Annotated in this window: 22 protein-coding genes; 12 read left to right on the forward strand and 10 right to left on the reverse strand. The window is 67.2% G+C overall.

The genetic code is table 11. The features are described 5' to 3' along the window. The first annotated feature begins 16 nt into the window (after positions 1-16). Positions 17-3,901 (forward strand): class I adenylate cyclase domain-containing protein, encoded by a 3,885-nt coding sequence (locus ACYQ4W_RS10720; protein ID WP_459856287.1) that lies wholly within the window; start codon positions 17-19, stop codon positions 3,899-3,901. 181 nt (positions 3,902-4,082) lie between these two features. Beyond that, the gene (locus tag ACYQ4W_RS10725; protein WP_459856290.1) at positions 4,083-4,289 is read left to right on the forward strand and encodes a hypothetical protein; all 207 of its coding nucleotides are present in this window, start codon (positions 4,083-4,085) and stop codon (positions 4,287-4,289) included. Positions 4,290-4,294: 5 nt separating this feature from the next. Here ACYQ4W_RS10725 and ACYQ4W_RS10730 read toward each other — a convergent pair whose 3' ends face one another. Together ACYQ4W_RS10730 and ACYQ4W_RS10735 are read right to left on the reverse strand one after the other, a co-directional pair. After that, positions 4,295-5,188, reverse strand: coding sequence for a DNA polymerase III subunit delta' (locus tag ACYQ4W_RS10730; RefSeq protein ID WP_459856292.1), 894 nt, complete (start codon positions 5,186-5,188; stop codon positions 4,295-4,297). A gap of 16 nt (positions 5,189-5,204) precedes the next feature. After that, the gene (locus ACYQ4W_RS10735) at positions 5,205-6,488 is read right to left on the reverse strand and encodes an adenylosuccinate synthase (protein ID WP_459856294.1); all 1,284 of its coding nucleotides are present in this window, start codon (positions 6,486-6,488) and stop codon (positions 5,205-5,207) included. Positions 6,489-6,639: 151 nt separating this feature from the next. Between ACYQ4W_RS10735 and ACYQ4W_RS10740 the strand changes: the two genes are divergently transcribed. After that, positions 6,640-7,932 carry a transglycosylase SLT domain-containing protein gene (locus ACYQ4W_RS10740; protein ID WP_459856296.1) on the forward strand — a complete coding sequence of 431 codons (1,293 nt, stop codon included), beginning with the start codon at positions 6,640-6,642 and terminating at the stop codon, positions 7,930-7,932. Here the strand turns inward: ACYQ4W_RS10740 and ACYQ4W_RS10745 are convergent. Next, on the reverse strand, positions 7,870-8,307 hold the full coding sequence (locus tag ACYQ4W_RS10745) for a hypothetical protein (protein ID WP_459856299.1): 438 nt from the start codon (positions 8,305-8,307) through the stop codon (positions 7,870-7,872). The two genes, ACYQ4W_RS10740 and ACYQ4W_RS10745, sit on opposite strands and share 63 nt — an antisense overlap. A gap of 150 nt (positions 8,308-8,457) precedes the next feature. Here ACYQ4W_RS10745 and ACYQ4W_RS10750 point away from each other — a divergent pair, with 150 nt between their 5' ends. Both ACYQ4W_RS10750 and ACYQ4W_RS10755 read left to right on the forward strand, forming a co-directional pair. Continuing rightward, positions 8,458-9,744 carry an IMP cyclohydrolase gene (locus ACYQ4W_RS10750; RefSeq protein ID WP_459856301.1) on the forward strand — a complete coding sequence of 429 codons (1,287 nt, stop codon included), beginning with the start codon at positions 8,458-8,460 and terminating at the stop codon, positions 9,742-9,744. Positions 9,745-9,758: 14 nt separating this feature from the next. After that, entirely contained in the window at positions 9,759-11,918 is a 2,160-nt protein-coding gene (locus ACYQ4W_RS10755) for a ribonuclease catalytic domain-containing protein (RefSeq protein WP_459856303.1), read from the forward strand. Between the two features lie 3 nt (positions 11,919-11,921). On the opposite strand, the gene ACYQ4W_RS10760 is transcribed toward ACYQ4W_RS10755, so the two are convergent. Next, positions 11,922-12,260 carry a hypothetical protein gene (locus ACYQ4W_RS10760; RefSeq protein ID WP_459856306.1) on the reverse strand — a complete coding sequence of 113 codons (339 nt, stop codon included), beginning with the start codon at positions 12,258-12,260 and terminating at the stop codon, positions 11,922-11,924. Positions 12,261-12,471: 211 nt separating this feature from the next. Here ACYQ4W_RS10760 and ACYQ4W_RS10765 point away from each other — a divergent pair, with 211 nt between their 5' ends. Next, positions 12,472-12,933, forward strand: coding sequence for a hypothetical protein (locus tag ACYQ4W_RS10765; RefSeq protein WP_459856308.1), 462 nt, complete (start codon positions 12,472-12,474; stop codon positions 12,931-12,933). Between the two features lie 70 nt (positions 12,934-13,003). Here ACYQ4W_RS10765 and ACYQ4W_RS10770 read toward each other — a convergent pair whose 3' ends face one another. Then, positions 13,004-14,734 (reverse strand): aldehyde ferredoxin oxidoreductase family protein, encoded by a 1,731-nt coding sequence (locus ACYQ4W_RS10770; RefSeq protein WP_459856310.1) that lies wholly within the window; start codon positions 14,732-14,734, stop codon positions 13,004-13,006. A gap of 159 nt (positions 14,735-14,893) precedes the next feature. On the opposite strand from ACYQ4W_RS10770, the gene ACYQ4W_RS10775 reads away from it, so the two are divergent. Next, on the forward strand, positions 14,894-15,496 hold the full coding sequence (locus ACYQ4W_RS10775) for a hypothetical protein (protein ID WP_459856313.1): 603 nt from the start codon (positions 14,894-14,896) through the stop codon (positions 15,494-15,496). Further along, positions 15,493-16,323, forward strand: coding sequence for a 3'(2'),5'-bisphosphate nucleotidase CysQ (cysQ, locus tag ACYQ4W_RS10780; protein ID WP_459856315.1), 831 nt, complete (start codon positions 15,493-15,495; stop codon positions 16,321-16,323). Before ACYQ4W_RS10775 ends, cysQ begins: the two co-directional genes overlap by 4 nt. Before the next feature lie 215 nt (positions 16,324-16,538). Here cysQ and ACYQ4W_RS10785 read toward each other — a convergent pair whose 3' ends face one another. Then, a complete protein-coding gene (locus ACYQ4W_RS10785; protein ID WP_459856318.1) occupies positions 16,539-17,303 on the reverse strand; it encodes a class I SAM-dependent methyltransferase in 765 nt (254 codons plus the stop codon). Between the two features lie 336 nt (positions 17,304-17,639). Between ACYQ4W_RS10785 and ACYQ4W_RS10790 the strand changes: the two genes are divergently transcribed. Then, positions 17,640-18,434 (forward strand): helix-turn-helix transcriptional regulator, encoded by a 795-nt coding sequence (locus ACYQ4W_RS10790; protein WP_459856320.1) that lies wholly within the window; start codon positions 17,640-17,642, stop codon positions 18,432-18,434. 197 nt (positions 18,435-18,631) lie between these two features. On the opposite strand, the gene ACYQ4W_RS10795 is transcribed toward ACYQ4W_RS10790, so the two are convergent. Further along, on the reverse strand, positions 18,632-18,895 hold the full coding sequence (locus ACYQ4W_RS10795) for a hypothetical protein (protein ID WP_459856322.1): 264 nt from the start codon (positions 18,893-18,895) through the stop codon (positions 18,632-18,634). Positions 18,896-19,051: 156 nt separating this feature from the next. Here ACYQ4W_RS10795 and ACYQ4W_RS10800 point away from each other — a divergent pair, with 156 nt between their 5' ends. The 3 genes from ACYQ4W_RS10800 to ACYQ4W_RS10810 all read left to right on the forward strand — a co-directional run bounded on the left by ACYQ4W_RS10800 (position 19,052) and on the right by ACYQ4W_RS10810 (position 24,453). Beyond that, entirely contained in the window at positions 19,052-19,801 is a 750-nt protein-coding gene (locus tag ACYQ4W_RS10800; RefSeq protein WP_459856325.1) for an N-acyl homoserine lactonase family protein, read from the forward strand. A 167-nt stretch (positions 19,802-19,968) separates the two neighbouring features. Further along, the gene (locus ACYQ4W_RS10805) at positions 19,969-20,766 is read left to right on the forward strand and encodes a DUF169 domain-containing protein (protein ID WP_459856327.1); all 798 of its coding nucleotides are present in this window, start codon (positions 19,969-19,971) and stop codon (positions 20,764-20,766) included. Between the two features lie 183 nt (positions 20,767-20,949). Beyond that, positions 20,950-24,453, forward strand: a complete 3,504-nt coding sequence (locus tag ACYQ4W_RS10810; RefSeq protein ID WP_459856329.1) for a hybrid sensor histidine kinase/response regulator — start codon at positions 20,950-20,952, stop codon at positions 24,451-24,453. A gap of 130 nt (positions 24,454-24,583) precedes the next feature. On the opposite strand, the gene nudC is transcribed toward ACYQ4W_RS10810, so the two are convergent. The 3 genes from nudC to rplM form a co-directional block, all read right to left on the reverse strand. Continuing rightward, positions 24,584-25,441, reverse strand: coding sequence for an NAD(+) diphosphatase (nudC, locus tag ACYQ4W_RS10815; RefSeq protein ID WP_459856332.1), 858 nt, complete (start codon positions 25,439-25,441; stop codon positions 24,584-24,586). A gap of 210 nt (positions 25,442-25,651) precedes the next feature. Further along, complete coding sequence (rpsI, locus tag ACYQ4W_RS10820; protein WP_459856335.1) at positions 25,652-26,041, reverse strand: 30S ribosomal protein S9; 390 nt, start codon at positions 26,039-26,041, stop codon at positions 25,652-25,654. Between the two features lie 12 nt (positions 26,042-26,053). After that, positions 26,054-26,482, reverse strand: coding sequence for a 50S ribosomal protein L13 (gene rplM, locus ACYQ4W_RS10825; RefSeq protein ID WP_459856337.1), 429 nt, complete (start codon positions 26,480-26,482; stop codon positions 26,054-26,056). Positions 26,483-26,601: the final 119 nt, after the last annotated feature.

Raw genomic sequence — 26,601 nt, forward strand, 5'->3', positions numbered from 1 at the left:
GCTGAAACAGGACAGCATGAGCACGGCTGAACTCGCCAAAGCGGAAACACTGCGCCATTTCCTGCGCTCCGGCCAGCTGGACGCGCTCACGGCGCTGCCCCAGCTCATCGAAGGCGCGGCGGCGACGCTGGCCAAGGGACGGCCGGCAGGCGAGCCCGCGGCCAAGGCCGGGGAGTGGGTGTTCCTGCTGGCCCAGGCCCTGCGCGCCCAGCGCGACCCCGCCCTTTCCGCGCGGCTGTTCCAGGCCCTGGTTCTCGCCGGGCGTCTGGGCCGGGCCTTCGCCAGCCAGCACATCCAGTCCCGTCCCATTCCCCTGGCCCAGTTCGCGCCCATGCTGCAAACCATGCCCGCGCACAATTTTCTGGCCCTGCTGAACGACATGCTCCTGAACGCCCCGGCCGAGGACAAGCAGCTCGCGGCCTGGCTCAGGTCGCTTCTGCCCGCGCCGGGCCGCCTGGACCTGCGCGAGGCCCTGCTGTTCCTCAAGGCGCTCACCGTGCCCATGTCGACCCCGCTGGCCCGCCCCCTGCGCGATGCCCTGCTGGGCGCGGGCGTGGGCGCGGCGTTGAGCCAGGCCTTTGCCGGCTCGCCCGGGGCCGCCACGGCCGAAATCCTGCTCCTGGCCGCGGAGGTGCTGCCCCTGCCCGACGTGCAGTCCGCGGCCCTGGCCTATGCCCTGCGCACGGCAGGCGGCGGCGGCCCCAGCCGCCTGGGCCCCCTTTTGGCCGCGCCGCCGGACCTGGAGCCGCGCGACACGGCCCTGGCCACGGAAATGCGCAGCTTGGCCCTCGGCCAGTCCGCCGCGCCCCAGCTGCTGGCCGCCGCGCGCACCGAGCCGGAGACCCTGGGCCTGGTCCTGGCCGACCTGATGCAGAACGGCGGGCAGCAAGCCGTCGCCGGCCTGCGCCTGACGCCGCTCTTGCCGCGCCTGGGCGTGCGCTCCTGCCTGGAGGCCCTGCCCGAGCACATGCACATGGCCGTGTACGGGCGCCTGCTGGAATGCATCGCCATGCTGCGGCCGGACTTTTTGACCCGCTGCGCCAAGGCTTTCGGCACGAATCTCGATCCCCAGGCCGCGCAGGCCGTGGCCGATCTGCTCAACCTGCCCGCCGTGCTGCGCGCCGGGCGGCACCCGGACTCGCCGTTCAACCTGCAGGCATGGAAGAGCGCGCCCCTGCGGCCCGTGGGCCCGGACCCGGCCGTGCCGAAAAACGGCAAGGACAAGCGTCCCAGCCTGGCGGAGAGCCTGCGCCCCGGCGGCGCGGCGCTCAAGGACGCGGATTTCCGGCACGCCAGCGTCGCGCAAGAGTCCCTGGAAGGGCTCACCCTCAGCGGCGGCGACCTGGGCCGCTGCCGCTTCTCCGGGGTCCGGTTCGCGCGGGCGCGCATAAGCGGCACGCAAATGGCCCAGTGCCTGTTCGAGGACTGCCTGTTCGAGGACTGCGTGTTCACGGGCGCGGACCTCTCGTACAGCCTCCTGACCGGCTGCCGCTTCCAGTCCTGTTCCTTCGACTCCTGCGACCTGAGCCGGACGCGCTTCGTCGGCTGCGCCATCATCGACTGCACCCTGACGGAAACGAGCGTGGCGGGCGGCGCGCTGGACAAGTCCAGGCTCGACGCCCTGACCTTCCGCGCCTGCGCCCTTTCGGGCATGCGCCTGCGCGAATGCTCGCTGGTGCGCCTGAGCTTCACGCTCTCCGAACTTTCCGGCGGGCTGTGGGAAAAGTGCATCTGCCGCGACTCGCTGTGGCAGGCCTGCGCCTTGTCGCGCATGCGCCTGCTCGACTGCGAATGCCTGGGGCTCGGCCTCTCACGCTCCTCGGCCACGGGAATGGAGGTGCTGGGCGGCCACACGGACAGCCCGGACCTGGCCGCAGCCCGGCGCGCCACGCGCGCGCGCCTGCTGGAGGGTGCTCTGGCCGACCCCGTCCCCCTGGCCCCTGCCCTGCGGGAAGGCCCTGGCGCGCAGTTCGTGCGGACCTGCATGGACATGCACCTGCGCGTGGACGAGGCCGAGGGCACCCTTGCCGCCATGCGCGGCCAGGACCAGCGCCGCCGCGAGCTGGCCCTGGAGCGTTTGGCCGAACCGCAGGGGCAGTTGCTCAGGCTCATGCCCGCGCTCTTGGCCACGGATGTTTTCGAGCGGGTGCAGGGCCTTGCGGCCGTGCCCGCCTGCGCCATAAGCGGCCACACAAGGCCCGGCGTGCTGCCGCGCGAGGCCCGCGCCGGGCTGGAGCGCCTGTTCCCCGGGGTGGCCCCCACGCCAAGGCCGGTTCCGGCGCTCTTCATCGAGGCCGTGTACGCCATCGGCAGCCTGGGCTCCGTGGCCCAAAAGCCGTCCTCCGACGTGGACTGCTGGGTGTGCCTGGGACAAGCGCCCGGCGCCGGTCCGGAGACGCCGGCCAAAAGCGGCCCGGCGCGGGAGGGCCTCGCCCGCAAGCTGGCCGCGCTGGAGACCTACGCCTGGGAGCAGTGCGGGCTGGAGGTCCACTTCTTCCTCATGGACATGGCCCAGGTGCGCCGCAACGATTTCGGCATGAGCGACAAGGAGAGTTCCGGCTCGGCCCAGGCCGCGCTGCTGAAAGAGGAATTCTACAGGACCGCGCTCAAGCTGGCCGGACGCGACCTGCTCTGGTGGGCCGCGCCGCCCATGGCCGACCAGGCCGGGGCCGAGGCGCTTTGGGACGAGCTGGCCCGCTTCGCCCCGCGCATGGCGGCGGAGCTTGTGGACCTGGGCCAGCCCAAGCCCATTCCGGCCGAGGAATATTTCGGGGCCTGCCTGTGGCAGATCGTCAAGGCCCTGCACAGCCCGTACAAGTCCGTGATGAAGCTGGGCCTGCTGGAAAAATACGCGGGCCAGGGCCGCGACCTGCGCCTGCTGTGCGACCGCATCAAGGAGGCGGTGCTGCGCGGCCGCAAGCTCATGGCCGATGTGGACCCCTATCTCTCGCTCTTCACGTCCATCCGCAAGCACTACCGGCAGTTGGCGGACGCGACGAGCCTGGCCATCATCGGCGAATGCCTGCGCATCAAGACCGATGTGGCCCCGGAGGATTTGCCCGCGGAATTCGACGCCGACAGCCCCGAGCAGGAGGCCCTGCCCCGGGACGACGCGCCCGCGGGCAGCTTCGCCGCCGCGCTGCGTCTGGGCGGCATGGTGAACATGTTCATGGTCCAGGCCTACCTGCGCATTCAGGAGGGCATCCGCGCCGGGGGCGCCGCGCGCATCACGCCGGAGGACCTGACGCGCCTGGGCCGGCGCATTGCGGCCAACTTTTCGCAGCAGGCCCACAAGGTGGCCCTGGTGCCCTTTTTGTCCGAGGATCTGACCTTCACCGAACTCTCGTTCTGCGCGGAGAAAGCCCCGGGCAAGCGCCCCATCTGGGCGGTCAAGGGCAAGGGCAGGGCCTCGGGCAAGGCCGCGGTGGAGTCGCTTGCGCCCGTGCGGCGCGACCATGACGTGGCGCGCCTGCTGGCCTGGCTGCTGTTCAACGGGCTTTACGATCCCCGGCAGGCGGTGCTGGCCGAGCAAAGCCTCGCGCCCATCGCCATTGCCGACCTACAGACCCTGCTGGCCGATTTGGCGGCGTTCTTTCCCCGCCGGGCCACCCTGGAGCCCGATCTGGACGAATACCTGCGGCCGGAGCGCGTGGTGCGCTGCTATCTCATCGTCAACCTGCCCGTGCCGCCGGACAAGAGCAAGATCGTCACAGTGTCGGCCCTGTACGCCACAAACTGGGGCGAGGTGTTCTGCCAGACCTTCGACAACCCGCCGCCCCCGCTGCTGAAGTCGCCGCTGGGATTCCTGCGCGATTCGCTGGCGAAACCCCTGCCGCAAAATGTGGACCTGCGGGTCTTCACCCCCAAGCGGGCCGCCTGCCCCAGGCTCAAACCCATCTAGACCCGGCTCTGGGGGCTTGTGTTCCGTTGCGGCCAAAGCTAGAGAGGACCGCCCGGCCGGTCGAGGGGCCGCCGGGAGCGGGCTGCCCAGCCCGCACAGCCAGCCCCCCTGGCCTGCGCCGCGGCGAAGCGGCGCCCAGCGGAACGCAGCGCAACACCAAACGCACAAGAAGGATACGACAATGAAAAACGCCTACAGAAAGAAGCTCGACAAGGCCGCCATCCTCATCCGCGAAGTGTTCTCCGACCTGGAGACCGACGAGTCCGGCGACTTTGACGCCTTCGGCACCCGTCTGGACGACCTGGCCGGCGAGATTGAGGATATTCTGCTGGAAGATGAAGACAAGGTCGACGGCGACGACGACGAGCGGGACGACGACGGCGAATAGGCCCGTTATTTCCGCACGCCTTTGGAAATGACCGCCGTGGCCAGCCAGTCCAGCACCAGGGCCACCGGCGCCGTGGGCTGGCTGAACGCCTCCTGGGCCTGGGCAAGCACCAGGTCCAGGCGGCGCAGCCCGGCCGGGCCAAGCTTGCCCAGCCGCTTGGCCACCGGCGAGGACGCGCCGGAAAGCGCGCCCACCAGCTCGTGCTGCAGCCCGGAGAGAATGCGCAGCGCCAAGGCCCGGTCCGCCGCGCCCTTGGTGCCCGTGCGCTCGAACCATCCCTGACCCGAATCCCAGAAATCAAGCAACGCGCCGATCCACTCGGCCGCGTCCGGCTCCAGCGCCTTGGCCTCGGGCCAGGGCAGCGTGAGCACGAAGCTGCGCGAGACGAGCGTCTGCAGCAGCCGCTCGCGCTGCGGGGCCAGCAGCACGAACACATTGCCGGGCCGCGGCTCCTCAAGGGTTTTGAGCAGCAGGTTGGCCACGGAGACGTGCAGGTCCTGGGCCTCGACAAAAATCGTCACCCGGCGGCCCGCGCCCTGGGGGGGCTGGCCCCACACCGGCAGCAGGCGGCGCATGGCGTCCGTGCCGGAAACGCCCTCGCGCTTGGCCTCCTCAAAAAACTCCCGGTCCACGACGATGAGGTCGCGGAACACGCGTTCGGTGATCTGCCTGCAGACGGCGCAGGCGCCGCAGCCGCCCTCAGGGCAGTTGAGGATGCCGGCCCAGGCCAGGGCCGCGGCGATGCGGTCGGACGCGCCGCCGCCCTCCATGACAAGGCTTTGGGGAGCATGCGAACTGAGCGTGCGCATGCGGGCCAGCACCTGCCCGTCCACCTTCAAAGGCGGTGGCGTATGCGGGGCAGGTGCTGGCGCGGGCTGACCGGCAGCCGGTTTCGGCATGGCGTCTTCCTCGCGTCTAGCCGCGCGGGAAGGTCTGCTTCCTGTCCGGGCCGACGGAAACCAGACCGACCTTGACGCCGGAGAGTTCCTCCATGCGTTCAAGATACTTGATGGCGTTGGCGGGCAGTTTGGACCAGGCGGTGACGCCGCTGATGTCCTCGTCCCAGCCGGGCAGGGTCTCGAACACCGGAGTCACGTGGGCCATGGCGTTCTCCTCCTGGGGAGGATAGTCCACGCGCTGGCCCTTGTAGTCGTAGGCCACGCAGATCTTCAGCTCCTTCAGGCCGGAGAGCACGTCGAGCTTGGTCACGGCGAGCTCCGTGGGGCCGTTCAGCCGGGCGGATTCGCGCAGGACCACGAGGTCGAGCCAGCCGCAGCGGCGCTTGCGGCCCGTGGTGGCGCCGAACTCTCCGCCCTTGCTCTGCAGATAGTCGCCGGTCTCGTCAAAGAGCTCCGTGGGGAAGGGGCCGCCGCCCACGCGGGTGGTGTAGGCCTTCACGATGGCGATGATGCGCTCCAGCATGCGCGGCGAGCAGCCGGAGCCGGAGGCCGCGTTGCCCGAAACCGTGGTGGAGGAGGTGACGAAGGGATAGGTGCCGTGGTCGATGTCCAGGTGCGTGCCCTGGGCGCCCTCGAACAGCACGGTGCCGCCGCCGGCCACCGCAACCTGAATGGCGGTGGAGACGTCTCCCAGGTAGGGGCGCACGCGCTCGGCAATGGGCAGCATGTCCTTGTAGACCTGCTCGGGGTCCATGGCCTCCGTGCCGTAGAGGCTCTTGAAGAGCACGTTCTTCTCCTCAAGGGCGCGGGCGATCTTGGCGCGCAGAAGCTCCGGGTCGGCAAGGTCCGCGGCGCGGATGCCGCAGCGGTGCATTTTGTCCTCGTAGCAGGGGCCGATGCCCCGGCCCGTGGTGCCGATTTTGGCGCCGCCGGAACGCAAACTTTCTCTGGCGACATCCAGAGCGCAATGGTATGGCATGATCACGTGGGTCTTTTTGCTGATCATGAGCCTGGCGGGGCTCACATCGACGCCTTTTTTCGCAAGGGTGTCGATCTCGCGCAGGAAAACGGCCGGGTCGAGCACCACGCCGTTGCCGATGAGACATATTTTACCCGGGTGCAGAATGCCCGAGGGGATGAGGTGCAGCACGCATTTCTCGCCGCCCACCACCAAGGTGTGGCCGGCGTTGTTGCCACCCTGGAAGCGCACGATGGCCGCGCTTTCCTGGGCCAGCATATCAACGATCTTGCCTTTGCCCTCATCGCCCCACTGGGACCCGAAGACCACGATATTTGACATGGACGCTCCTTATGACTACTTGCCCGTCCTCAAGGACGACATTTTTTCGGCAAGCGGCACAATTGCGTAAAAGAGGAATTCACACATGTCAACAACCCCCCCGGACAAGTTAGCGGCGGCAAGGCCGAGATTCAGGCGAGATCGCCTGGTCTTGGGCCTGCTCACAGCCGCCCTGGCCGGGCTCGTGGTGCATCACACCCTGACCCTGCCCATGCCCAGGAACCTGGTGGTGGCCGCCCCGCGCCAAACGCGCGTTTCGGGCGACGCCTCCATGAGCCTGGAAAAGACTTTGCTTGAGCGCTTTGCGCGCGAACACGGCGTCAATCTCACCTTTGTCTTCACCGACACCCCGGAAGACGCGCTGGACATGGTGGAGCATGGCCGCGCACAGGTGGGCCTGGCCCTCGGCGTCGCGCCGGAGGACATGAGCGCCCGCGAGCTCAAGGCCTCGAACAAGGCCTCGAAGATCGCCTTCGGACCCGAGTACGACCGCCAGCCCATCTATGCCATAGACTGGAACGAGGGCTACGACCCGCCGGAGCAGACCACGGGCGCGCTGAACGAGCTTCTGCGCATCGCCGCCTCGTTCTCCACCAGCCCGCGCCAGGCCCCGGCTTTGCCGCTGGACGCCCTGCACCTGCTTCTGCCCTTTGTGGACCAGGTGCGCGACACGGCCCCCACCCGCCACGTGGCCTCGTACCGCTTCGTGTGGCGCACGGACGTGCCCCACCTGAACAAGGCCATGCACGGCTTCTGGGACAAGGTCATGGCCGACGGCAGCCTGCCCGCCCTGCGCGAGCGCACCCTGGGTTTTTTGCCGGTCGACCCGGACCCCTTTGAGATGGAGACCCTGCGCCGCACCCTGGCCTCGGAAGTGCCGCCCCTGCACAAGACCATCGAGCGGGCCGCGCGCAAATGGCACCTGGACCCATACCTGCTCACGGCGGTCATCCACCAGGAGTCGCGCTTCAAGCCGGAGGCCGTCAGCGCAACCGGCGTGCGCGGCATAATGCAGATGACCGGCGACACCCTGGCCGAGCTTGGCGTGCAGAACCCGGACGACTCCCGCGAGGTCATCTTCGCCGGGGCGCGCTACCTGGACATGCTGCGCGGACAATTCGTGGAGCTTGGCTACGGGGCAGAGGACGCCATGCTGCTGGCCCTGGCCTCGTTCAACGTGGGCCAGGGGCACGTGCAGGACGCCATCGACCTGCTGCGCGGCAACAGGACGGACCTGCCCTCATGGCTCAGCGTGCGCGAGGCCCTGCCGAGGCTGGAGCACCTGAGCGTGGCCCAGCAGACGCGCTACGGCCTGTGCCGCGGCACGGAGGCTGTGGATTTCGTGGATAAGGTGCGCTACTTCACCTACGCCATCCGGGGCTTAGTCCTTGCCGGGGCGCAGCGGGATGAGCTTGCCGGCCTTCGGCTTGCCCTGGCGGACTGATCCCTTGGCCGGAGCCCGGCCAGACCTCTCGGAAGCATCTGCGCCGCGACCAGGCGCGGGCTGCGCGCCCGCCTGGCCCTGAGGCTGGCCCTGAGACTGTCCTTGGGGCGCGGTCAGGTCGAGCATCTCCAGATTAGGCGCGGCCGCGCCGGGCTGGCGCGATGCCGAGAGATTGTAGTTGAACAGCTGGTTCTTCATGCGCACGGCCTGAATGAGGCCGAAGATGAGCACGGATTCCTCCCACCTTCTGGTGGGCTCGAACTGGCGCACCTGTTCGGCGTATTTCTCCCACAAGTCCATGAGCGAAGCCTCGTCGAAAGCCACGAGCTGCCGCGCCAATTTGTCCAGCGCGTTTTCAAGGTAAGAATCAGGCATGCGGGAAAACCTCCGGCGCGCACTAACGGCGCACCTGGGCAGTTAGCAGAAATCGCCGCGACCGCCAATTCAAATTTGCCCGCCGGGGCGGCCTGTGCTAGGTGACTGCTTCACGCACGGACATTTATATTAATGAAGGGGAACACGGCCATGAGCGACCTCAAGAAGATGTACACCACCCTGCTGGGCGACTCCTTTCCCGAAGACCTGCGCATCACCCTGGGCGACCAGGAGCTGGTCTTCAAGAAGCGCACCTGGAACATCAACGGCGAGGTGCGCGGCCTGCGCTACGGCGAAAACCCGGACCAGCCCGCGGCGCTCTACGAGCAGGTCGGCGGCGGTCTCGTCCTTGATGGCGTTGCCTTCCGCGGTCCCGGCCAGGGTCTTGTCTCCGCGCTGACCGAGGAGCACATGCTGCAGGCCGGCAAACACCCGGGCAAAACCAACTTCACCGACGTGGACAACGCGCTGAACATCCTGCAGTACCTTTCCGCGCGCCCGGCCGCCGTCATCCTCAAGCACAACAATCCCTGCGGCGCGGCCTGGACCGACGACGGCATCGCCGAGGCCGTGTCCCGCGCCTTCTGGGCCGACCGCATCGCCGCCTTCGGCGGGGCCATCGTGGTCAACCGTCCGCTCACCCGCGAGGCCGCAGAGCTCATCAACTCCTTCTACTTCGAGGTCGTGGCCGCGCCCGCCTTTGAGAGCGGCGTGGTGGACATCTTGAAGGCCAGAAAGAACCTGCGCATCCTCGAAATTCCCGGCATCGCCAAGCTCGACGAGCTGGCCAAGGCGCCCTTCCTGGACATCAAGGCCCTGTTCGACGGCGGCCTGGTGTTGCAGAGCTCGTTCCAAAGCCGCATCCGCCAGGAGGCCGACTTTCTGCCCGCCACGGCGGAGAAGGACGGCGTGACCTACACGGCGCGCAAGCCCAGCCACAAGGAGATGCAGGACCTCATCTTCGCCTGGTCCATCGAGGCCGGCGTGTCCTCCAACTCCGTCATCTTCGTGCGCGACGGCGTCACCACGGGCATCGGCACCGGCGAGCAGGACCGCGTGGGCTGCGTGGACCTGACCATCAGCAAGGCGCTGACCAAGTACGCCGACCTGCTCTCCTTCAAGGAGCAGAAGCAGTCCATCTTCGAGCTGATGCTGGCCGCCCGCGCGGACGACGCGACGGGCGCGGCCAAGGCCGAGGCCCTGGCCGACATCCGCAGACGCGCGCAGGAGGCCAAGGGCGGCCTGCCCGGCTCCGTGCTCGTCAGCGACGGCTTCTTCCCCTTCCGCGACGGCGTGGACCTGTGCCTGGCCCAGGGCGTCACGGCCATCGCCCAGCCCGGCGGCTCCATGCGCGACTATGAAGTCATCCGCGCGGTGAACGAATCCACGCCGCAGGCGGCCATGGTCTTCACGGGCCAGCGCTCGTTCAAGCACTAGCCGGCACGAACCGAATGTCAAAACCGCTCAAGCTCTCCGGCTTCACCAGGCCGGGCTGTGTCGTGGAGTTCCTTCAGGACAACGAGGCCCATATCGCCTGGGTTCTGGAGGAAGCGCAGGACCGTCTGCGCCTGCTGACCCGCAACAAGCGCGAAGTGAAGCTGCCTTCCTCGCGCCTGCTGCCCTGGAGCGGCCCCGAATACGCCCCGGGCGCCACGCGCGAGGAGATCGGCCACCGCCTGGACGACCTGGACGCCCGCCGCCGCGAGATCATGGCCGACGTGAACGCCCTGGAGCTTTGGGAAATGGCCCAGGGCGAGGTGGAGCACGCCCCTGCGGAGTGGTTCGCCAGCCTGCTGTGGACAGAGCCCGGCGTGGACGAGATAGCCGCCTTGGGCCGCGCCCTGTTGAACGCCAAGGCGCACTTCAAGTTCCAGCCGCCGGACTTTGAAATCCACCCGGCGGACAAGGTCGAGGCCCGGCTCGTGCGCGAGCGCGAGGACAAGGACCGCGAAGCCGTGGTCGCCGCGGGCCACGCCGTGCTGGCCGCGCTGTGGGCGCGCATCAAGTCCGGGCAGCCGCCCCTTTCGCCCCACGCCATACTGCGCGAGGCCGAGGGCATGGACCCGGAGGTGGAGGCCCGCCTGCGCGCCATGCTGCTTTCCCAGGTGGCGAAAAAGACCGGCGGCGAGCACGATGCCCTGGCCAAGCTCTGGGAGAATCTGAAAAAGCCCCTGCCCGACGTGCAGCACCTGGCCCTGCAACTGGCCCAGGCCTGGGGCGTTTTGCCCCCGCACCACAACTTTCTGCTCGACGAGGCCGGCTTTGCCCGCGGCGACGAATGGGCCGGCGCCTTCGCCGGGGAGATAGCCGCCCAGAAGGAGCGCTTCAGCGCCCTGGCCGGGAAGGCCGAACTCGACCCCACGCCCTATCTCAGCATCGACGCGGCCACCACCCGCGACATCGACGACGCCTTTTTCGTGCGCGCGGCCACCCTGCCCGACGGCGCGCCCGGCTACTCCTGCTCCGTCACCCTGGCGCGGCCCTGCATGGCCTGGGACTTCGGCGGCGCGCTGGACCGCGAGGTGTTCTCCCGCGCCACCAGCCTGTATTTGCCAGAGGGCAGCCTGCACATGATGCCCGAGGCCCTGGGCACCGGGCTGTTCAGCCTCACCACCGAGGGGCCCAAGCCAGCCCTGGTGGCCGAGTTTATGCTCAGCGAGCGCTGCGAGATCGTCGAAGCGCGGCCGCGCCTAGCCTGGGTCAAAATCGCCCGGAACATCGCCTATCCCGACGCCCAGGCCGCCCTCGACTCGACCGCGCCGGACGCCGAGGCAACCACCGCCGCGTCGCCCTTCACCGACGAGATCACCGGACAGCTCGCCCTGGCGCACACGGTGGCCAAAGAGCTGTTCGCCCGGCGTCTGGAGCGCGGGGCCGTGGTCATCGAAAAACCCGAACCCGTGGTGACCCTGGACGGCCCGGAGACCGACGTGCGCGTGAGCATAGAGACCCGCGCGCCCAGCCCGGACGCGGAGATGCTCGTCAGCGAGTTCATGATTTTGGCCAACAGCGGCCTGGCCGTGTGGGCGCGGGAGCACGGCGTGCCCATGCTGTGCCGCACCCAGGACATCGCCCTGCCCAAAGAGGCCACGGGCGTGTTCAACCATACGGTGGACATCTTCCGCGTGGTCAAGCTGCTGGCCCCGCCCGCCCTGGAGTGCAACCCGCGCCGGCACGCGGCCCTGGCCTGCGAGGCTTACGCCACCATCACTTCGCCCATCCGGCGCTATGTGGACTTTCTGAACATGGCGCAGGTGGAGAGTTTTCTGGAGACCGGAGCGCCGCGCCTGGACAAGGCCGCGCTTGAGGCCGTGGTGCCGCACCTTTCCGCGCGCATCCAGGAGGTGGGGCAGGTGCAGCGCTTCCGCCCGCGCTACTGGAAGCTGGTGTACTTAAGCCAGCACAAGCGCGAGCCCTTCCCCGCCGTGGTGGTGGACGACAACGGCCCCTACCCCATGCTCTCCATGCCGGAGTTGCAGATAACCGTGCGCACCCCGCGCAACATGCTGGGCGACCGCGTGCAGCCGGGCATGCGCTTCGACCTGTTCTTCGGCCGCATCGACGCGCTGAGCAACGAGCTGAAGGTGGTGGAGGCGCGGGAGGCGGAATAGCAGTCAGCGCAGTGTGAGTTTTTCTAGCTTTATCATCGGCCATTTTCTGAGATCAAAGCGGAACCACTTCTGACATACCCTGCATGTCTTCTCCCCTCTTTGCTCGCCTAGCGCGTCAAGTTGAGAAGCAAGATCTGGTAGCTTTTTCCCACAATTTTGGCACTTAAGGAGAATCTCTTCTTTATAGTTCTTTAGCTGTTCTCTTTTCACATTCTCTTCATCTGGCGTGATCGGCTCTGCGGAAATCCTTGGTTGCACCGCTTCAGAATCACGCACCATTCGCTCAATATTGCTAGGGTAGTGCTGGGATTTGTACCTGTGCTCCTTCATTTTACCCGACATACTATCCTCCGAGTTGATTGATGCACTAGTTGATTTCAGCTAACATGTTATTTGAGATACTACACTAGTGTCAGAGGTTTTGAATGCCCGTAACTCTTTTTCTGCAACGATTCTAGAGTCTTGAGCCAACGCTGGCTTGAATTTTCTAATAGATATCTGAAATTATGCTTTTTAGCTCGCTCGTTCAATCCATCATTCGTGGGTGACGTGAATGAAAGCCCTGCTGCTCTTCCTCCTACTCCTGCTGCCCCCTGCCAACGCGCTTGCCCAGCCGACCTACGACCTTTCCTGCGAGAACGTGAAGAAGGTTCTCATTGTCCGCATGCCCAACGGCTGGTTGGACATACACAACCCGCAAGGCTTCATCTATTCCGTCTCCTTCCGCACACGGCCTGAGAGGAAAGAAGAACTGCAACGACTTGTCAATTCGGCGCGGCGGCATCGTAAAGACATAAACGGCGAGTTGCATTACTGGACCGCCCTCACGGTCACGGCAAACGGCAAACCGCTGCAAAACGACGTGCCGGGATTGGATGGCAATGGCGGAGGCAACATCGGCACCGTCCTCTTCAACGAACAGGACGCGCTGAACGCCGCGCGTTCCGTCTGCCCCACCGCACCTGTCGAGTTCATCGTCGCGCCTGCCCTGCGCGAGCCTGAGCAAGAGCAGTAGCCCGCACGCAAAAAGGCCGGAGCCCCAAATCGGAGCCCCGACCTTTGTCATTGCATAAGCCTGCGGAGGGTTAGCCGACCTTGGCGTCCTGCATTTCCTCGCTCGTGAAGTCCCAGGTGGTGTTGTGCGGCGGCAGCGGCTCGTTCTTGAAGAAGTCCGGCAGCTGGTCGTCCTTGCTGGTGAACCCCGCGGCCTTGTTGAAGGCCAGCTCGTCCTTCAGCGCGTTCACGCCCAGGTTCACAATGTCGTCCACGCTGTACGGCTTGCCCGTGGCCGAGGCCACCAGGTCGGCGATGACCTGTAGCGCGTCCGGCGTGTCGAGCACGGCAAAGGCCACGAACAGGCACAGCCCCAGGGAATCCACGGCGGCCGTGGCCACCTGCAAATTCTTGGAGATCTCGATCTGCCCGGCCTTGCCCATGGCGGGCACGTCGCCGCCGACCTTGAGCACGTTCTGGCACACGGCGTAGCCCGCGGTGTGGTCCGCGCCCATGGGCGTGGTGGAATAGGTGACGCCGACGCCCTTCACGGTGCGCGGGTCGTACGCGGGCAGAGCCTGGCGCTTCACCACGGGCACGCGGTCCACGCCGAAGGCCTGGGCCGTGAACACGGTGCCGTTGCCGAGGATGCGGCCCATGGGATCGGCAGTGCCGACCTTCTTCAACAGCTCGATGGCGGCCTTGCTGTCGCCCCAGGGAATGACCCCGCCCTCCATGGCCATGGCGATGGTGTTGGCCATTTCGATGGTGTCCATGCCCGCTTCGTCGCACAGGCGGTCCATGAGCGCGATATCGTCCAGGTCGTCCACCAGGATGTTCGCGCCGAAGCCCCAGATGGTCTCGTACTCGAAGCCGGTGGTCAGGTAGTCGCCGTTCTTGTCGTTGTACACCTGCGAGCACTGGATGACGCAGCCGGTGTGGCAGCCGTGCTTGTACTGGCCCTTTCTGGCCTTGATGGTCTCGGTCATGGTCTCGCCGCTGATCTTTGCGGCGCCGTCGAAGCGGCCGCTGCGGAAGTTCTTGGTGGGCAGCGCGCCAACCTCGTTGATGATGTTCACCAAAATGGCGGTGCCGTAGGTGGGCAGGCCCTGGCTGGTGACCGGGTGGCCCATGAGGATGTCGACCCAGCGCTTGCGGGCCACCTTGAACTTCTCCGGGTCGGCCATGACCACGGCGTCCTTGCCGTCGGGGTCGAGGATGATCGCCTTGATTCTCTTGCTGCCCATGACCGCGCCCATGCCGCCGCGGCCGGCGGAGCGGCTCGGACGTCCGTCCGGGTCGGAGAACTGGATGGTGGAGGCCATGAGGCACTGCTCGCCGGCCGGGCCGACCATGGCCGTGACGACCTTCTCGCCGTACTTGGCCTTGACCACGTCGTGGGCGGCGTAGTTGGACATGCCCACAATGTCGTCGGCGGGCAGAAATTCCACGGAGTCCTTCTTCACCAGCACATTGACGAAAGGCGCGTCGCCTTCGGGCTTGTCCTCGAACACGATGGCGAGCAGCCCAAGGCGCGGCAGCTTGTGCGCGAACTGGCCGCCCACGTTGGATTCCTTGATGCCGCCGGTGAGGGGCGACTTGGCCCCCACCGAGGTGCGGCCGGAGTTGGCCGCGGTGCTGCCGGCCAAAATGCCGCCGGCCATGACCAGCTTGTTGGCGGCGGAAAGGGGGTGACAGGTGGCCGGAACCTCATCCAGCACCAGGCGCGAGGTGAGCGCGCGCCCTCCCAGTCCTGCGTACTTGCCGAGCTCCTCGAAACGGTATTCCTTGGTGCGGGTATTGATGCGCAATATCTTCGACATGGGGTGCTCCTTGTGGTTTCCGGTTGCGGAAAGCAGTTCTCTGGGCTACGCACAGAGGGTAGAAAAGATATAAGCCCGAAAGAAAAATAGTCAACAATATTTCATATTTATGTCACGCTAGACATATGTCCGCCACCCCATAACAAGCAGGAGAAAACCATGCCGGACCACAGCACCCTTGTGTTGCGCGCCGCCCCGGAGGCCCTGGGCGGGCTGGCTCCGCTGGCGCGGGAGGGCTTTGGCGTGGCGGCGCGGCCAGGCCGCCCCCTGCGCGAAACCCTGACCCAGGACTTCGGCCTGTGCCCCGACTGTGTGGAGGAACGCATCCAGACCGTGTTCCTCGACGGTTCGCCCGTGGACGACATCGACCAGGACAGCGCGCGGCCGGGCTGCACCCTGGCCCTTGCCGCGGCCATGCCGGGCGTGGCGGGCATAGCCATGCGCCGGGGCAGCCCGGTGGGCGTGTTCCGCGAGGGCGTGACCCACCACGCGGACGCGGCAGGCGCGGCAGGCGCGGAGCAGACCCGACCCTTTGCGCTGACGCTCAAGCTCTTCAATTCCGTGGCCGTGGAGTGCCTGGCGAACGTGCTGGAAAAGGGCGTGGAGGTGCGCGCCGCGCGCCTGGCGGAACTCATGGAATCGAATTCCGAAGCCTTGAAGGATGTTTCGTTTGCGCTGGACGGCCAGCCGCTGGACCGCGACGGGGTGTTGCGCGCCCTGCGCGCCATGGCGGGCGCGCTGCGCCTGGAGGCCCTGCTGTGACGCCGCCCGTCGCGCCCCCTGTGACGCCGCCAACCGTGGCACCAGCGCCGGAGCTGACCGCCCTGGCCGGCATCGCCGAGGCCGCCGGTCTGGCCATCATGGATGTGCGCGGCGCTGGCTTCAACGTGGAGCTGAAGCCCGACCACTCCCCCCTGACCCAGGCGGATCTGGCGGCGCATGTGGTCATCATGCAGGGTCTGGCCGCGCACTTTCCCGGCGTGCCCGTGCTCTCGGAGGAAGGCGCGGAGCAGAGCTATGCCCAGCGCGCAGCGTGGCCGAAGCTGTTCATCGTGGATCCGCTGGACGGCACCAAGGAGTTCGTGAAGGAGCTGGGCGAGTTCTGCGTGTGCATCGCCCTGGCGCAGAACGGCTACCCGGCCTATGGCGTGGTGCATGTGCCCATGTGGGGCAAGACCTATGCGGGGGGCCTCGGCCTGGGGGCGTTCCAGCGGCAGTCGCGGGAAGACGGCGCAGGCCCCTGGCAGGCCATTCGCGTGCGCCAGCCGGACCCGGCGGGGCTGACCGTGCTGGCCAGCCGCTCGCACCCGGACCCGGCCATTGAGGACTACTTGCGGGACAAGCCCGTGCGCGAACGCATCACGGCGGGCAGCGCGCTGAAGTTCTGCCTGGTGGCCGAGGGCCGGGCCGACCTGTATCCGCGCTTCAACCCCACGCACGAGTGGGACACGGCGGCCGGGCAGGCCGTGGTCGAGGGCGCGGGCGGCAGCGTGGTGCGCTTTGCCGGGGCGGTGCCCGGCGCGCGCCTGCCGGTGAACAAAAAGGATCTTTTCAACGGGCCGTTTCTGGCCAGCGCCCAGCCCCTGTAGCCAGCCGGCACGCATCCCAAGGTGCTCGACAGGTGGCGAAAATCAGCAACACTTCCGCAGACAGCGCGCTCCGGGCCGCATGGGGCTGGCCTTCCTGAGTCCCGCGCAATGACGACGCAAGCCGACAGCGCAAGCCGGCAGCGCAAACCGGCAGCGCAAACCGTCGATGGAGCGGACAGCGCGAGCAGCCCCCTGCCCAGGAGCCGGGCGCCGCGCTAATTTGCAAGCAGCGTGGTCTGCAGCCAGGCCGCGTCCAGCCGGAAGGAGCCGTCCTCGCCCAGCTGGAAGTGCCGCCGCGCCTCTTCCGAGGCCTTGGCCAGCACATCGCGCACCGCGCGCACGCGCAGTTCGGCCGTGCCCATGCGCTCCACCCAGGAGTTGAACTCCAGCGGCAGGTCCCACACATCCGAGGCGGGCGCGGCAAAGCCCGCGGCCTCCAGCATGGCCGACCACTCTGACACGCGGTAGTCGCGCACATGGGAGGGGTCGCGCAACAGCTCCACCGTCTGCAGCAAGGTGTCGGCCACCGGTGCCTCCGGCGCGATCACGTCGATGACCACCAGGGTGCCGCCCGGCTTGAGCACGCGCCGCATTTCGCGCAGGGCCGCAGGCACATAGGACCAATGGTGCGCGGAATAGCGCGTGACCACGAGGTCGAGGGACGCGTCGGCAAAGAGCAGGCGCTCCGCCGCGCCCTGGCGCGTTTGCAGCGTCGCAAGCCCCCTGCGCTGGGCTTCCTCGCGCACCACGGCCAGCATTTCGGCCGAGAGGTCGCAGGCCGTCACCTGCGCGCCGCCCTGGGCCAGGGCATAAGCCGCGTGGCCGGCGCCGCAGCCGAGGTCGAGGGCCACAGGTTGGCCGAGGGCTTGGGCCAGCGCCGTGAGCCGCTCCAGGTCCGTGCCCGTGGCGTGGCACACGCTGGTGAGATACGCCTGGGCCACGGCCCCGAACCGTTTGGCGGCAAGAGCTTGCTGTTTCATCGTCGTCCTTCCCTGTTGCGCGGGTTGCATGTGGTGCTGGACAAAGCCTAGGCCGCAATCTATCCTGGTACAATACGAACTTTTATCCTGGTATAAAAGCTATCAACCCGGAGCTGACGCAGGGGGAAGCAAACCGGGAAGAGGTGGACCGCCCGTGGCCCCCCAGAGCGGCGAGGAACAGACGCATAGCCGGAGGCCTGGCCTGGTCCACGGCGCGGACCAGCATGCGGTCGGCACGTGGTGGAACGGCAAAGGCAAAGCGATGGCCGCGGGGCCAGGCAAACAACAACCGCTGCGGCCAGGGCTTGGACCGGAAGCAAAGCGCGAGGCGACGCCATGACAGCGACAGAGGACAAGGGGCGGCAGCGCGGACCGCTGGGCGCGTTCATACGGCTGCACCGGCAGCGCCTGCGGCCGGAGGTTGTGGGCCTGCCCAGCGCGGGGCGCAGACGCACGCCCGGTTTGCGCCGCGAGGAGCTGGCCCAGCTGTGCGAGGTGAGCCCCACCTGGATAACCTGGCTGGAGCAGGGCCGCACCGTGGCCGCCAGCGCCGGGGTGCTGGCGCGGCTGGCGCTGGCCTTGCGACTTTCCGCCGCGGAGCGCGCCTATCTTTTCGACCTGGCGGGCAGGCGCGACCCGGCCGAGCCAGAGCAGCTGCCCAGACCGGCGCACGCGGCCCTGCGCAGCGTGGAGGCCATGCGCTGCCCGGCCTATGTGCTGGACCGGCGCTGGGACATCGCCGCGGCCAACCCGCAAGCCGTGGAGCTGTTTCTGGGCTGGGGAGCGCGCCGGAGCGCAGCGCCGAACCTGCTGCGCTTCCTGTTCCTGTGCCCGGCCGCGCGCGGGCTCATCCACGATTGGGAGACGCGGGCCTGGCGGCTGGTGGCGGAGTTCCGCGCCGACTGCGGCAGGCTGGCCGAATCCCCGGCCATACGCCCGCTCATCGCGGAACTGGCCGCAGGCAGCGAGGCCTTTGCCCGCCTGTGGCAGACCCAGGACGTGCTGGGGCGCGAGGGCGGCGAACGGCGCTTCCAGCATCCGCAGCTGGGCCCGCTGGTCTTCGAGCAACTGACCCTGCGGCCGGATCAGCGCGGCGACCTCAAGCTGGTGCTGCTGCTCCCCGCGCCCTGAGCCCGCGCCGCGGCATCAGATCAAAACAGGATAAACGCGGCGGCGCACATCCCTTGTTCCGTTGCGAGGAAACCCGCCCTAGGCCATACGACAGGATGCCCGCGCAAGGCCGCTCGTCAGGCCGGCAACATGGCTAAACGCTGGCGGCAAAACAGGCCGAGCGCCTGGACCGGCGAACAGTCCTGCGGCCCTGGCTTCTAGCAGCAGGCGAAGGCGTGCTTCACCAGCATCTGGGTGCGGTAGGCTTCATCGGTGGCGAAGCGGCGGCAAAACTGCTCGATGCGCGCGGCTCCGGTCGCCGGGGCGAAGCCCTTCTGCATCTGCTGCCCGTGCAGGTCGGTGAAGGGCGCGCCGTCCTTGAACACCAGCACGCGCAGCCGCCGCGCGTCCTCCGGGTCCGGCCCGGCCTCGAAGGCAAAGTCCCCGAAGGCATACCGGCTCGTCACGGCATCGTGGTCCATGGCCCCTCCTTTACATACGAAAAATCATAACCATCTCTTGTGGCGTGGCAAGGCGACAGGCGTTGCCCGCCAGGGCCTTGTCTGATACATTTCCGCCAACGCGGCGGGATATACGTACGCAACCAGGCAGACGCTCCGTATCAAGGAGGCATTCTCGTGTCCCAGTTCAAGATCCACCCCATCGTCATGGGCACCAAGATTTTCGACCACGGCATGATGACCTACCAGCACGCCTACGGGAAACCGTACACCATTCCCATTTATTGCTGGTACCTGGAAGGCGGGGACAAGAAGATCCTCGTCGACACCGGAGAAATGCAGCCCATCATCAGCCCCGAACGCGAGGCGGCCATCGGCGGCAAGATCCACACCTTCGAGGACGGGCTGGCGCTTTACGGCCTCAAGCCCGAAGACATCGACATCGTCATCCACACCCACCTGCACAACGACCACTGCGAAAACGACTACAAGTGCGTGAACGCGAAGATCTACGTGCACGAGGCCGAGCTCAGGCACATCCACGACCCGCACCCGCTGGATTACCGCTACCTGGAGGACTACATCCAGGACGTGGAGGACAACGGCCAGCTGGTGGTGCTCACCGGCGACGCGGAGATCGTGCCCGGCGTGCGCGTGATGCACACCCCGGCCCACACCGAGGGCGGCATGACCGTGCTCATCGACACGGCCAAGGGCGTCGCGGCCATCACCGGCTTCTGCATCATCATGGAAAACCTGCTGCCGCCCAAGGAAGTGAAGGGCATGGAGATGGACGTCATTCCCTGCGGCACGGTGGTCAACGCCTACCAGGCCTATGACAACATCTTGAAGGTGAAGCAGACGGCGGACATCTTGCTGCCCCTGCACGAGCCGCGCTTCGCCGCGACGCCGACCATTCCGGAATAGGCGCACAGCCCGCGCGGGCTTGCCCCGGGGAGGCTCACCGTGTTGAGCCTCCCACGTCTTTGCGTGCCCGCGTTGACGCGCCCGCACCGGCTTGTTATGCTAAAAAGAACATATTAAACGTTCCACCCGAGCCAAACCGCCGGACGGAGCCCGAAAGGAGACCCCCAATGCCCACGCCCGACTTCGCCAAAATGCAGGAAACCCTCATGCGCGAGCTGCGGCTCATGCACTATCCCGTGGCCATCAAATACTTCTTCGACAAGGCCGAGCTGGACGCCTTCCGCAAGGACCAGCCGCACTATGCCCCGGTGAAGCCGCTGACCTTTTGCCAGGCCGAGATAGGCGCGCGCATGGAAGGCATTGCCGTGCTGGTGGAGAAGGACAAGCTGGGCTGCACCAACGCCCAGTTCGTCTTCGGCTGGAAGGGCCTGGACGACGGCGAAGTGAAGAGCCACATGAAGTACTGCGCCGACGCCGACCAGGCCAAGCGCGTGGTGGAGGCCAAGCCCCGCCTGCCGGAAGGCGAGCTGCTGGCCGTGGCCGTTTCGCCCCTGGCGCAGGCCGTGGGCACCCCGGACGTGGTGCACTTCTACTGCGACAACATGCAGGCCTATCACATTCTGGGCGACTGGATGGCCACCCAGGACCAGGTGAAGTTCCGCCCCTCCATGAGCGTGAACTCCGCGGCCTGCGGCGGCAACGTGTTCGCCTACAACGAGCAGCAGGCCAACCTGTTCCTGGCGTGCAGCGGCAGCTACAACTCCGGCAAGACCGAGCGCGGCGAGATCAACGTGGCCATTCCCGGCGGCCACATGGACGCCCTGGTGGCGCGCATCGCCAAGCGGGTTGAGGATAAGGGCGGCGCGGCCATAACCCGCCTGGGCGAGCCCTTCCCCGGCGCGGACATCTGCAAGAACTGCCCGCTCATCGTGTTCAAGAAAGAGGGCGAAGCCGCCAAGGCCTAGCTTCCGCCCCGTAACGGCATGCAAAGAGCCGGACCTCCGCGTGGGGCCCGGCTCTTTTGCGCTCGGCCAAGCGCTGGCAAAAGCGTTCAGCGCGGCCAGCCGCTGCGCTGCGCAATCGCCTGGCCCGCGCCTTGACGCTGCCGCGGAAAGCAGACACAAAAGGAATCATTTCAGGGGGCGTCCATGGCGTTCGGCACCGACGACAACACCGGCACGGTCCAAAATCCGCACCGTCTGGCGGGCGCAGGCTCCAGCACGCCCGCGCGGCCTCGCCATGCCCTGCTGCGCCGCGTCGCCCTGTGCCTGGCCCTGCTGACGCTGTTTCTGGCCGCGTGCCCAACGGCGCCCGCGTGGGCGGAAAAACCCCGCAAGAACATCCTGTTCCTCAATTCCTACCACGACGGCTACGCCTGGTCGGACGAGATACTGAAGGGCGTGCGCGCCTTTTTCGCGGAGTCGCAGTTCGCCGTCGATCTGCAGATCGAATACATGGACACCAAGCGCTTCGCCACGCCGGAGCGCACGCGCTCGCTGTTCGAGTTCTACCGCTCCAAGTTCAAGGACGCGCACTTCGACCTCATCATGGTCTCCGACGACTTCGCCTACAATTTCATCCTCGACTATCAGGACCGGCTGCTGCCCGGCGTGCCCGTGGTCTTCTGCGGCGTGAACGACTTCAAGCGCGCGCGCCTGGCGGGCAAAACCAACGTCACCGGACTGGTGGAGAACGTGGACTTCGAGGGCACCCTGCGCCTGGCCGCGCGGCTGCACCCGGACGCCAACCGCATGATCGTCATCGGCGACCGCTCGGTGACGGGCATGGCCATCCAGGGCCAGCTGCGCAACGTGGCGCCCAAGGTCAAGGACATCCTCGAATTCGAGTACTGGGACGACCTGCCCCTGTCGGTCATCCTCGACCGCCTGCGGGCCATGCCGCAGAACACCCTGCTCTTCGTCATCCCCATGTACCTGGAGCACGAGGGCCAGCTCTACGCGGCGGACGAAGTGCTGGAGGCCATTTCGGCCAACGTGTCGCTGCCGGTCTACAGCTGCTGGCGCTTCCTGCTGGGGCACGGCTGCGTGGGCGGGCGGCTGCACAGCGGCATCGACCACGGGCGCATCGCCGCGGGCATGGCCCTGCGCATTCTGGCCGGGGCCGACCCCAGCAGCATCCGCGTGGTGGAGCGCTTCGACGATCCCTACGCCTTCGACTACAACGTGCTGCGCAAGCTCGACATTCCGCTGGACAAGCTGCCCTCCGGCGCGGACCTCATCAACGAGCCCTACCGCTTCTACACCATCGACAAGGGCCTGTTCTGGACCATCATCGTCAGCTTCGTCATCATGGCCTTCATCCTGGTGCTGCTGGTGACGAGCATCTCCCAGCGCAGGCGCATCCAGGAGCGCGTCAACGACCAGCTCTCGTTCCTCAAGATCCTCATGGACGCCATCCCGCTGCCCCTTTATTCCCTGACCCGGCACGGGCTCTTCCAGGACTGCAACCTGGCCTTTGAGCGGCTCTTCGGCGTCAGCCGCGAGGCCATCGCCGGCAAGCAGGCCGAGGACATCGGCGCGCCCAACGCCGGCGCGGCCGACCTGCGCGACACGGTGGACCGCGAGCTTTTAGCCCACGCGGGCGTGCGCATGTACGAGTCGACCCTGCACCTGCCCGGCGGCGACGACCGCGCGGTGATGCTCTCCAAGGCCACCTACCTCAACGCCAAGGGCGAGATCCTGGGCCTTGTGGGCGTGCTGAACGACATCACCAGCCTCAAGCGCGCGCAGGAGGAACTGCGCCAGGCCGAGGAGAAATACCGCGGCATCTTCGAAAACTCGGTCCTGGGCATCTTCCGCGCCGCGCCCGACGGCAGCCTGCTGGACGCCAACCACGCCCTGGTGGAGATGCTGGGCTTTACGGCCAGGGCCGACCTGCTGGCCACGGGCACCAATTTCCTGTCCGGCCAGGAGGACGGCGCGCCAATCTGGCCGCCCGCCGCGCCCGGCCCCGGCGGCGTGGCCGCCTACCGGCGCGAGTTCGTGCGCCCGGACGGCAGGCGCATCACCACCTTCCTGCACATCCGCGCCATCGCCGGACGCGACGGCTCACTGGCCGCCTTCGAAGGCGTTGTGGAGGACATCACCCAGCGCGAGAACGCCGAGCTGGCCCTGTCCAAAAGCGAACGCATGCTCCAGCTGGTGCTCGACACCATCCCCCAGCTCGTGTCGTGGAAGGACCGCGATCTGCGCTACCTGGGCGTGAACCGCTCCTTCGTGTCGTTCTTCGGGCTGGAGGAAGCCCGGCGCGTGCTGGGCCGCACGGACGAGGAGCTGCTGGGCGGCAGCGAGTTCGCCCAGACCGCGCAGGAAGCCGACCGGCAGGTGGTGGACAAGAACCAGCCGCAATACCGCGCCACCTGGGTGGCGGAGGACGGCTTCGGGCGGCCGGTGCTGCTGGAGGTGAGCCGCGTGCCCCTGCACGACGCCGAGGGACAGGTGGTGGGCCTGTTGTGCGCGGCCGAGGACGTGACCGAAAAGGCCAGCCTGGAGCGCCAGCTGCTGCAATCGCAAAAGATGGAGGCCATTGGCACCCTGGCCGGCGGCATCGCCCACGACTTCAACAACATCCTCACCAGCATCATCAACAGCGCGGAGCTGGCCCTCATGGACACCACCGAGGGCACGGAGATCTCCAAGGACCTTCTGCGCGTGCTCAAGGCCGGGCAGCGCGGCAGCCAGCTGGTGCGGCAGATCCTGGCCTTCAGCCGTCCCTCGCAGGCCGGGTTCCAGGCCGTCAACGTGGCCGAGGTCGCGCGCGAGACCTTGAGCCTGCTGTCCGCCTCGCTGCCGCGCAACATCAGCCTGCACGAGGACATCCGCAAGGACCCGGCCCTGGCCCAGGCCGACCCCATTCAGCTGCACCAGGTGTTCCTCAACCTGTGCACCAACGCCTTCCAGGCCATGCGCGAGATCGGCGGCGACCTCTCCCTGACGCTGGATGCCGAGACCCTGGACCCGCAGAGCGCCGAGGCGCTGAACGTCGCGGCGGGCAACTACCTGCGCCTGCGCATCACCGACAACGGCCCGGGCATCGACCAGGACATTCTGGACAAGATTTTCGACCCGTTCTTCACCACCAAGGGCAAGGCCGAGGGCACGGGCCTGGGCCTCGCCGTGGTCCACGGCATCATCCAGGCCCACAAGGGCGCCGTGGCCGTGAAGAGCGTGCCCTGGGAGCGCACCACCTTCGACATCTACCTGCCGGAATACGAGCGCCAGGGCGACGCCTACGACGGCCTGCCGGAGCATGTGCGCCGGGGCCAGGGCCGCATTCTCTTTGTGGAGGACGACGAGGACCAGCTGGCGACCATTCCCCGCGTGCTGGGGCACCTGGGCTACGAGGTGACGGGCAAGGCCAGCGCGCTGGAGGCCATGCAGGCCCTGGACGAGACCCCCGGGGGCTTCGACGCCGTGCTCACCGACTTCGACATGCCCGAGATCAACGGCGTGGAGTTCGCGCGCAGGCTGGCCGTGCAGCATCCCGGCGTGCCGGTCATCATGATCTCCGGCCGGCTGCACACCGGCGACATCCCGCCCGACCTGCCGCCGAACATCCTGCGCGTGCTGGCCAAGCCTTACAGCCAGGCCGCCATCTCCGAGGCCCTGCGCGAAATTCTGAGCGTGGGGTAGCGTTGCGGACGGAACGCAGCCCGCATCGGGGTGCGCCGCGAGATTGCCCTTCGGGCGGAACGACGCCAGGGCACGGCGCGCACATCCGGCGGCGCCTGCTTGGGCTGGGAAAAACGGCCGCGCCGGAGCGCTAGGATTCTGGGGCGTAGGCCCAGGCCAGGAGCAGATCGCGCGCAATGGCGACGCGCGAAGGCAGAAGAAAGCCGCGGTCCTCCGCACCTTCCAGCACGGCCCGCACCTCGCTCCGCGACACCCACATCAGGCCCACCAGCTCCTTCTCGTCCATGCGCACGTCCATGTTCTCGGCCTCCACGCGCAGGCCGATCATGAGGCTTGAGGGATAGGGCCAGGGCTGCGAGAACATGTAGGCCACGCTGCGCACGGCAAGCCCGGCCTCCTCGGACAACTCCCGGCGCGCCGCCGCCTCGATGGTCTCCCCCGGCTCCATGAACCCGGCCAGACACGCGTACATACGACGCGAGGCGAAGTCGCGCCCGCAGCCCAAAAGACACTGCTCCCCGTGGGTCACCAGCATGATGACCACCGGGTCGACTCGGGGAAAATGCTGCGCGCCGCATGCCGGGCATTCCCTGCGCCACCCGCCATAGGCCATGGCCGTTTCTGCCCCGCACCGACCGCAGAAGCCGTGCGTCCCGTGCCAGCCAAGAACGCTGTTGGCCTGGGCCAGCATGCCCAGCTCCTGGTCCGGCACAAGGTTCTGGTTCACCAACAGCCGCAGGTCCAGGGTCTCGAACCCCGGCCCCGGCTCCCCAACGGGCAGCGCGAAATACAGTTCCTGACCGGAGCCGCCCAGAAACACCGCCAGCCCTCGGTCATGGGCAATCGCCCCCAGCTCCGACTCCGTGAACAGGAAGCGCTCCCCGCCCCGGCGGCGCACAACGCCTGCCTCGGCAAGCAGCAGAAAGCGGTTCCGGCAATCCGGGCCGGAGAGCAGATGTGCGCCGATAGTGGGGCGCAGCTCGTCCATTCTGTCCAGTGGGCTTTGACTGAACGCGGGGCATTGGGACATGTTCACGAGTATCCTCCCAGGGCGGCCCCCGCTACGCGGCGGCGTGTGAGACCAATGACGCGCGGGGCCCGATCCGGCCGCGCCATGCGGCGCAAACACAAAAGGGCCGACACCCTTGTGAGGTGCCGGCCCGGATGGGCAAGTGGGAAGGCGGGAAGCCTGTTCGGCTTAACGCTTCGAGTACTGGAAGCGAGCGCGGGCGCCCTTCTGGCCGTACTTCTTGCGTTCCTTCTTGCGGGCGTCGCGGGTCAGGAAACCGGCGCGCTTCAGGGTGCCGCGCAGCTCGGGATCGACCAGCAGAAGCGCGCGGGAGATGCCGTGACGGACAGCCTGAGCCTGACCAGCCACGCCGCCGCCGGCGACGTTGACCTTGATGTCGAACTTGTCGGCGTTCTTGGTCAGCTTGAGGGCCTGCTGCACGATCATCTGCAAGGTCTTGCGAGGAAAGTATTCCTCGTAGGGGCGCTCGTTGATGAGGATCTGACCGGTGCCCTGGTAAAGGCGGGTGCGGGCGACGGCGTTCTTACGCTTGCCGGTACCGTAGTTGAATTCGAGCATGGATCGTGCTCCTTACAGGACCAGAGCCTGAGGCTTCTGGGCGGCATGGGTGTGTTCAGGACCAGGGAACACCTTGAGCTTCTTGATGATCTGACGCGCCAGGCGGTTCTTCGGCAGCATGCCGCGCACAGCCTGGATGATCACCAGCTCGGGGTTCTTCTCAAGCATTTCCTTGAGGGTGCGGCTCTTGATGCCGCCGGGGTACAAGGTGTGCTTGTAGTACATCTTCTTGTTCAGCTTGTCGCCCGTGACCTTGATCTTCGTGGCGTTGACCACGACGATGAAGTCGCCGCCATCCATGTGGGGGGCGAAACCGGGCTTGTGCTTGCCGCGCAGGCGATGCGAAATGGCGGTGGCCAGGCGGCCAAGCACCATGTCCGTGGCATCGACCACGAACCATTCGTGCTTCAGGTCCGCGGGGACCGGGCTGTACGTATTCATTAGGGCTGCTCCTTCATCCAAACTGGAAACAGGGCTCTTACTGGCTTTAAATAAGCCTGTCAACCAAAAATCGCCGTCTTTTTGTGCGGGCCACCCCCGCAAAACCGGGCGAACGTCTG

The sequence above is a fragment of the Humidesulfovibrio idahonensis genome, assembly GCF_054657715.1.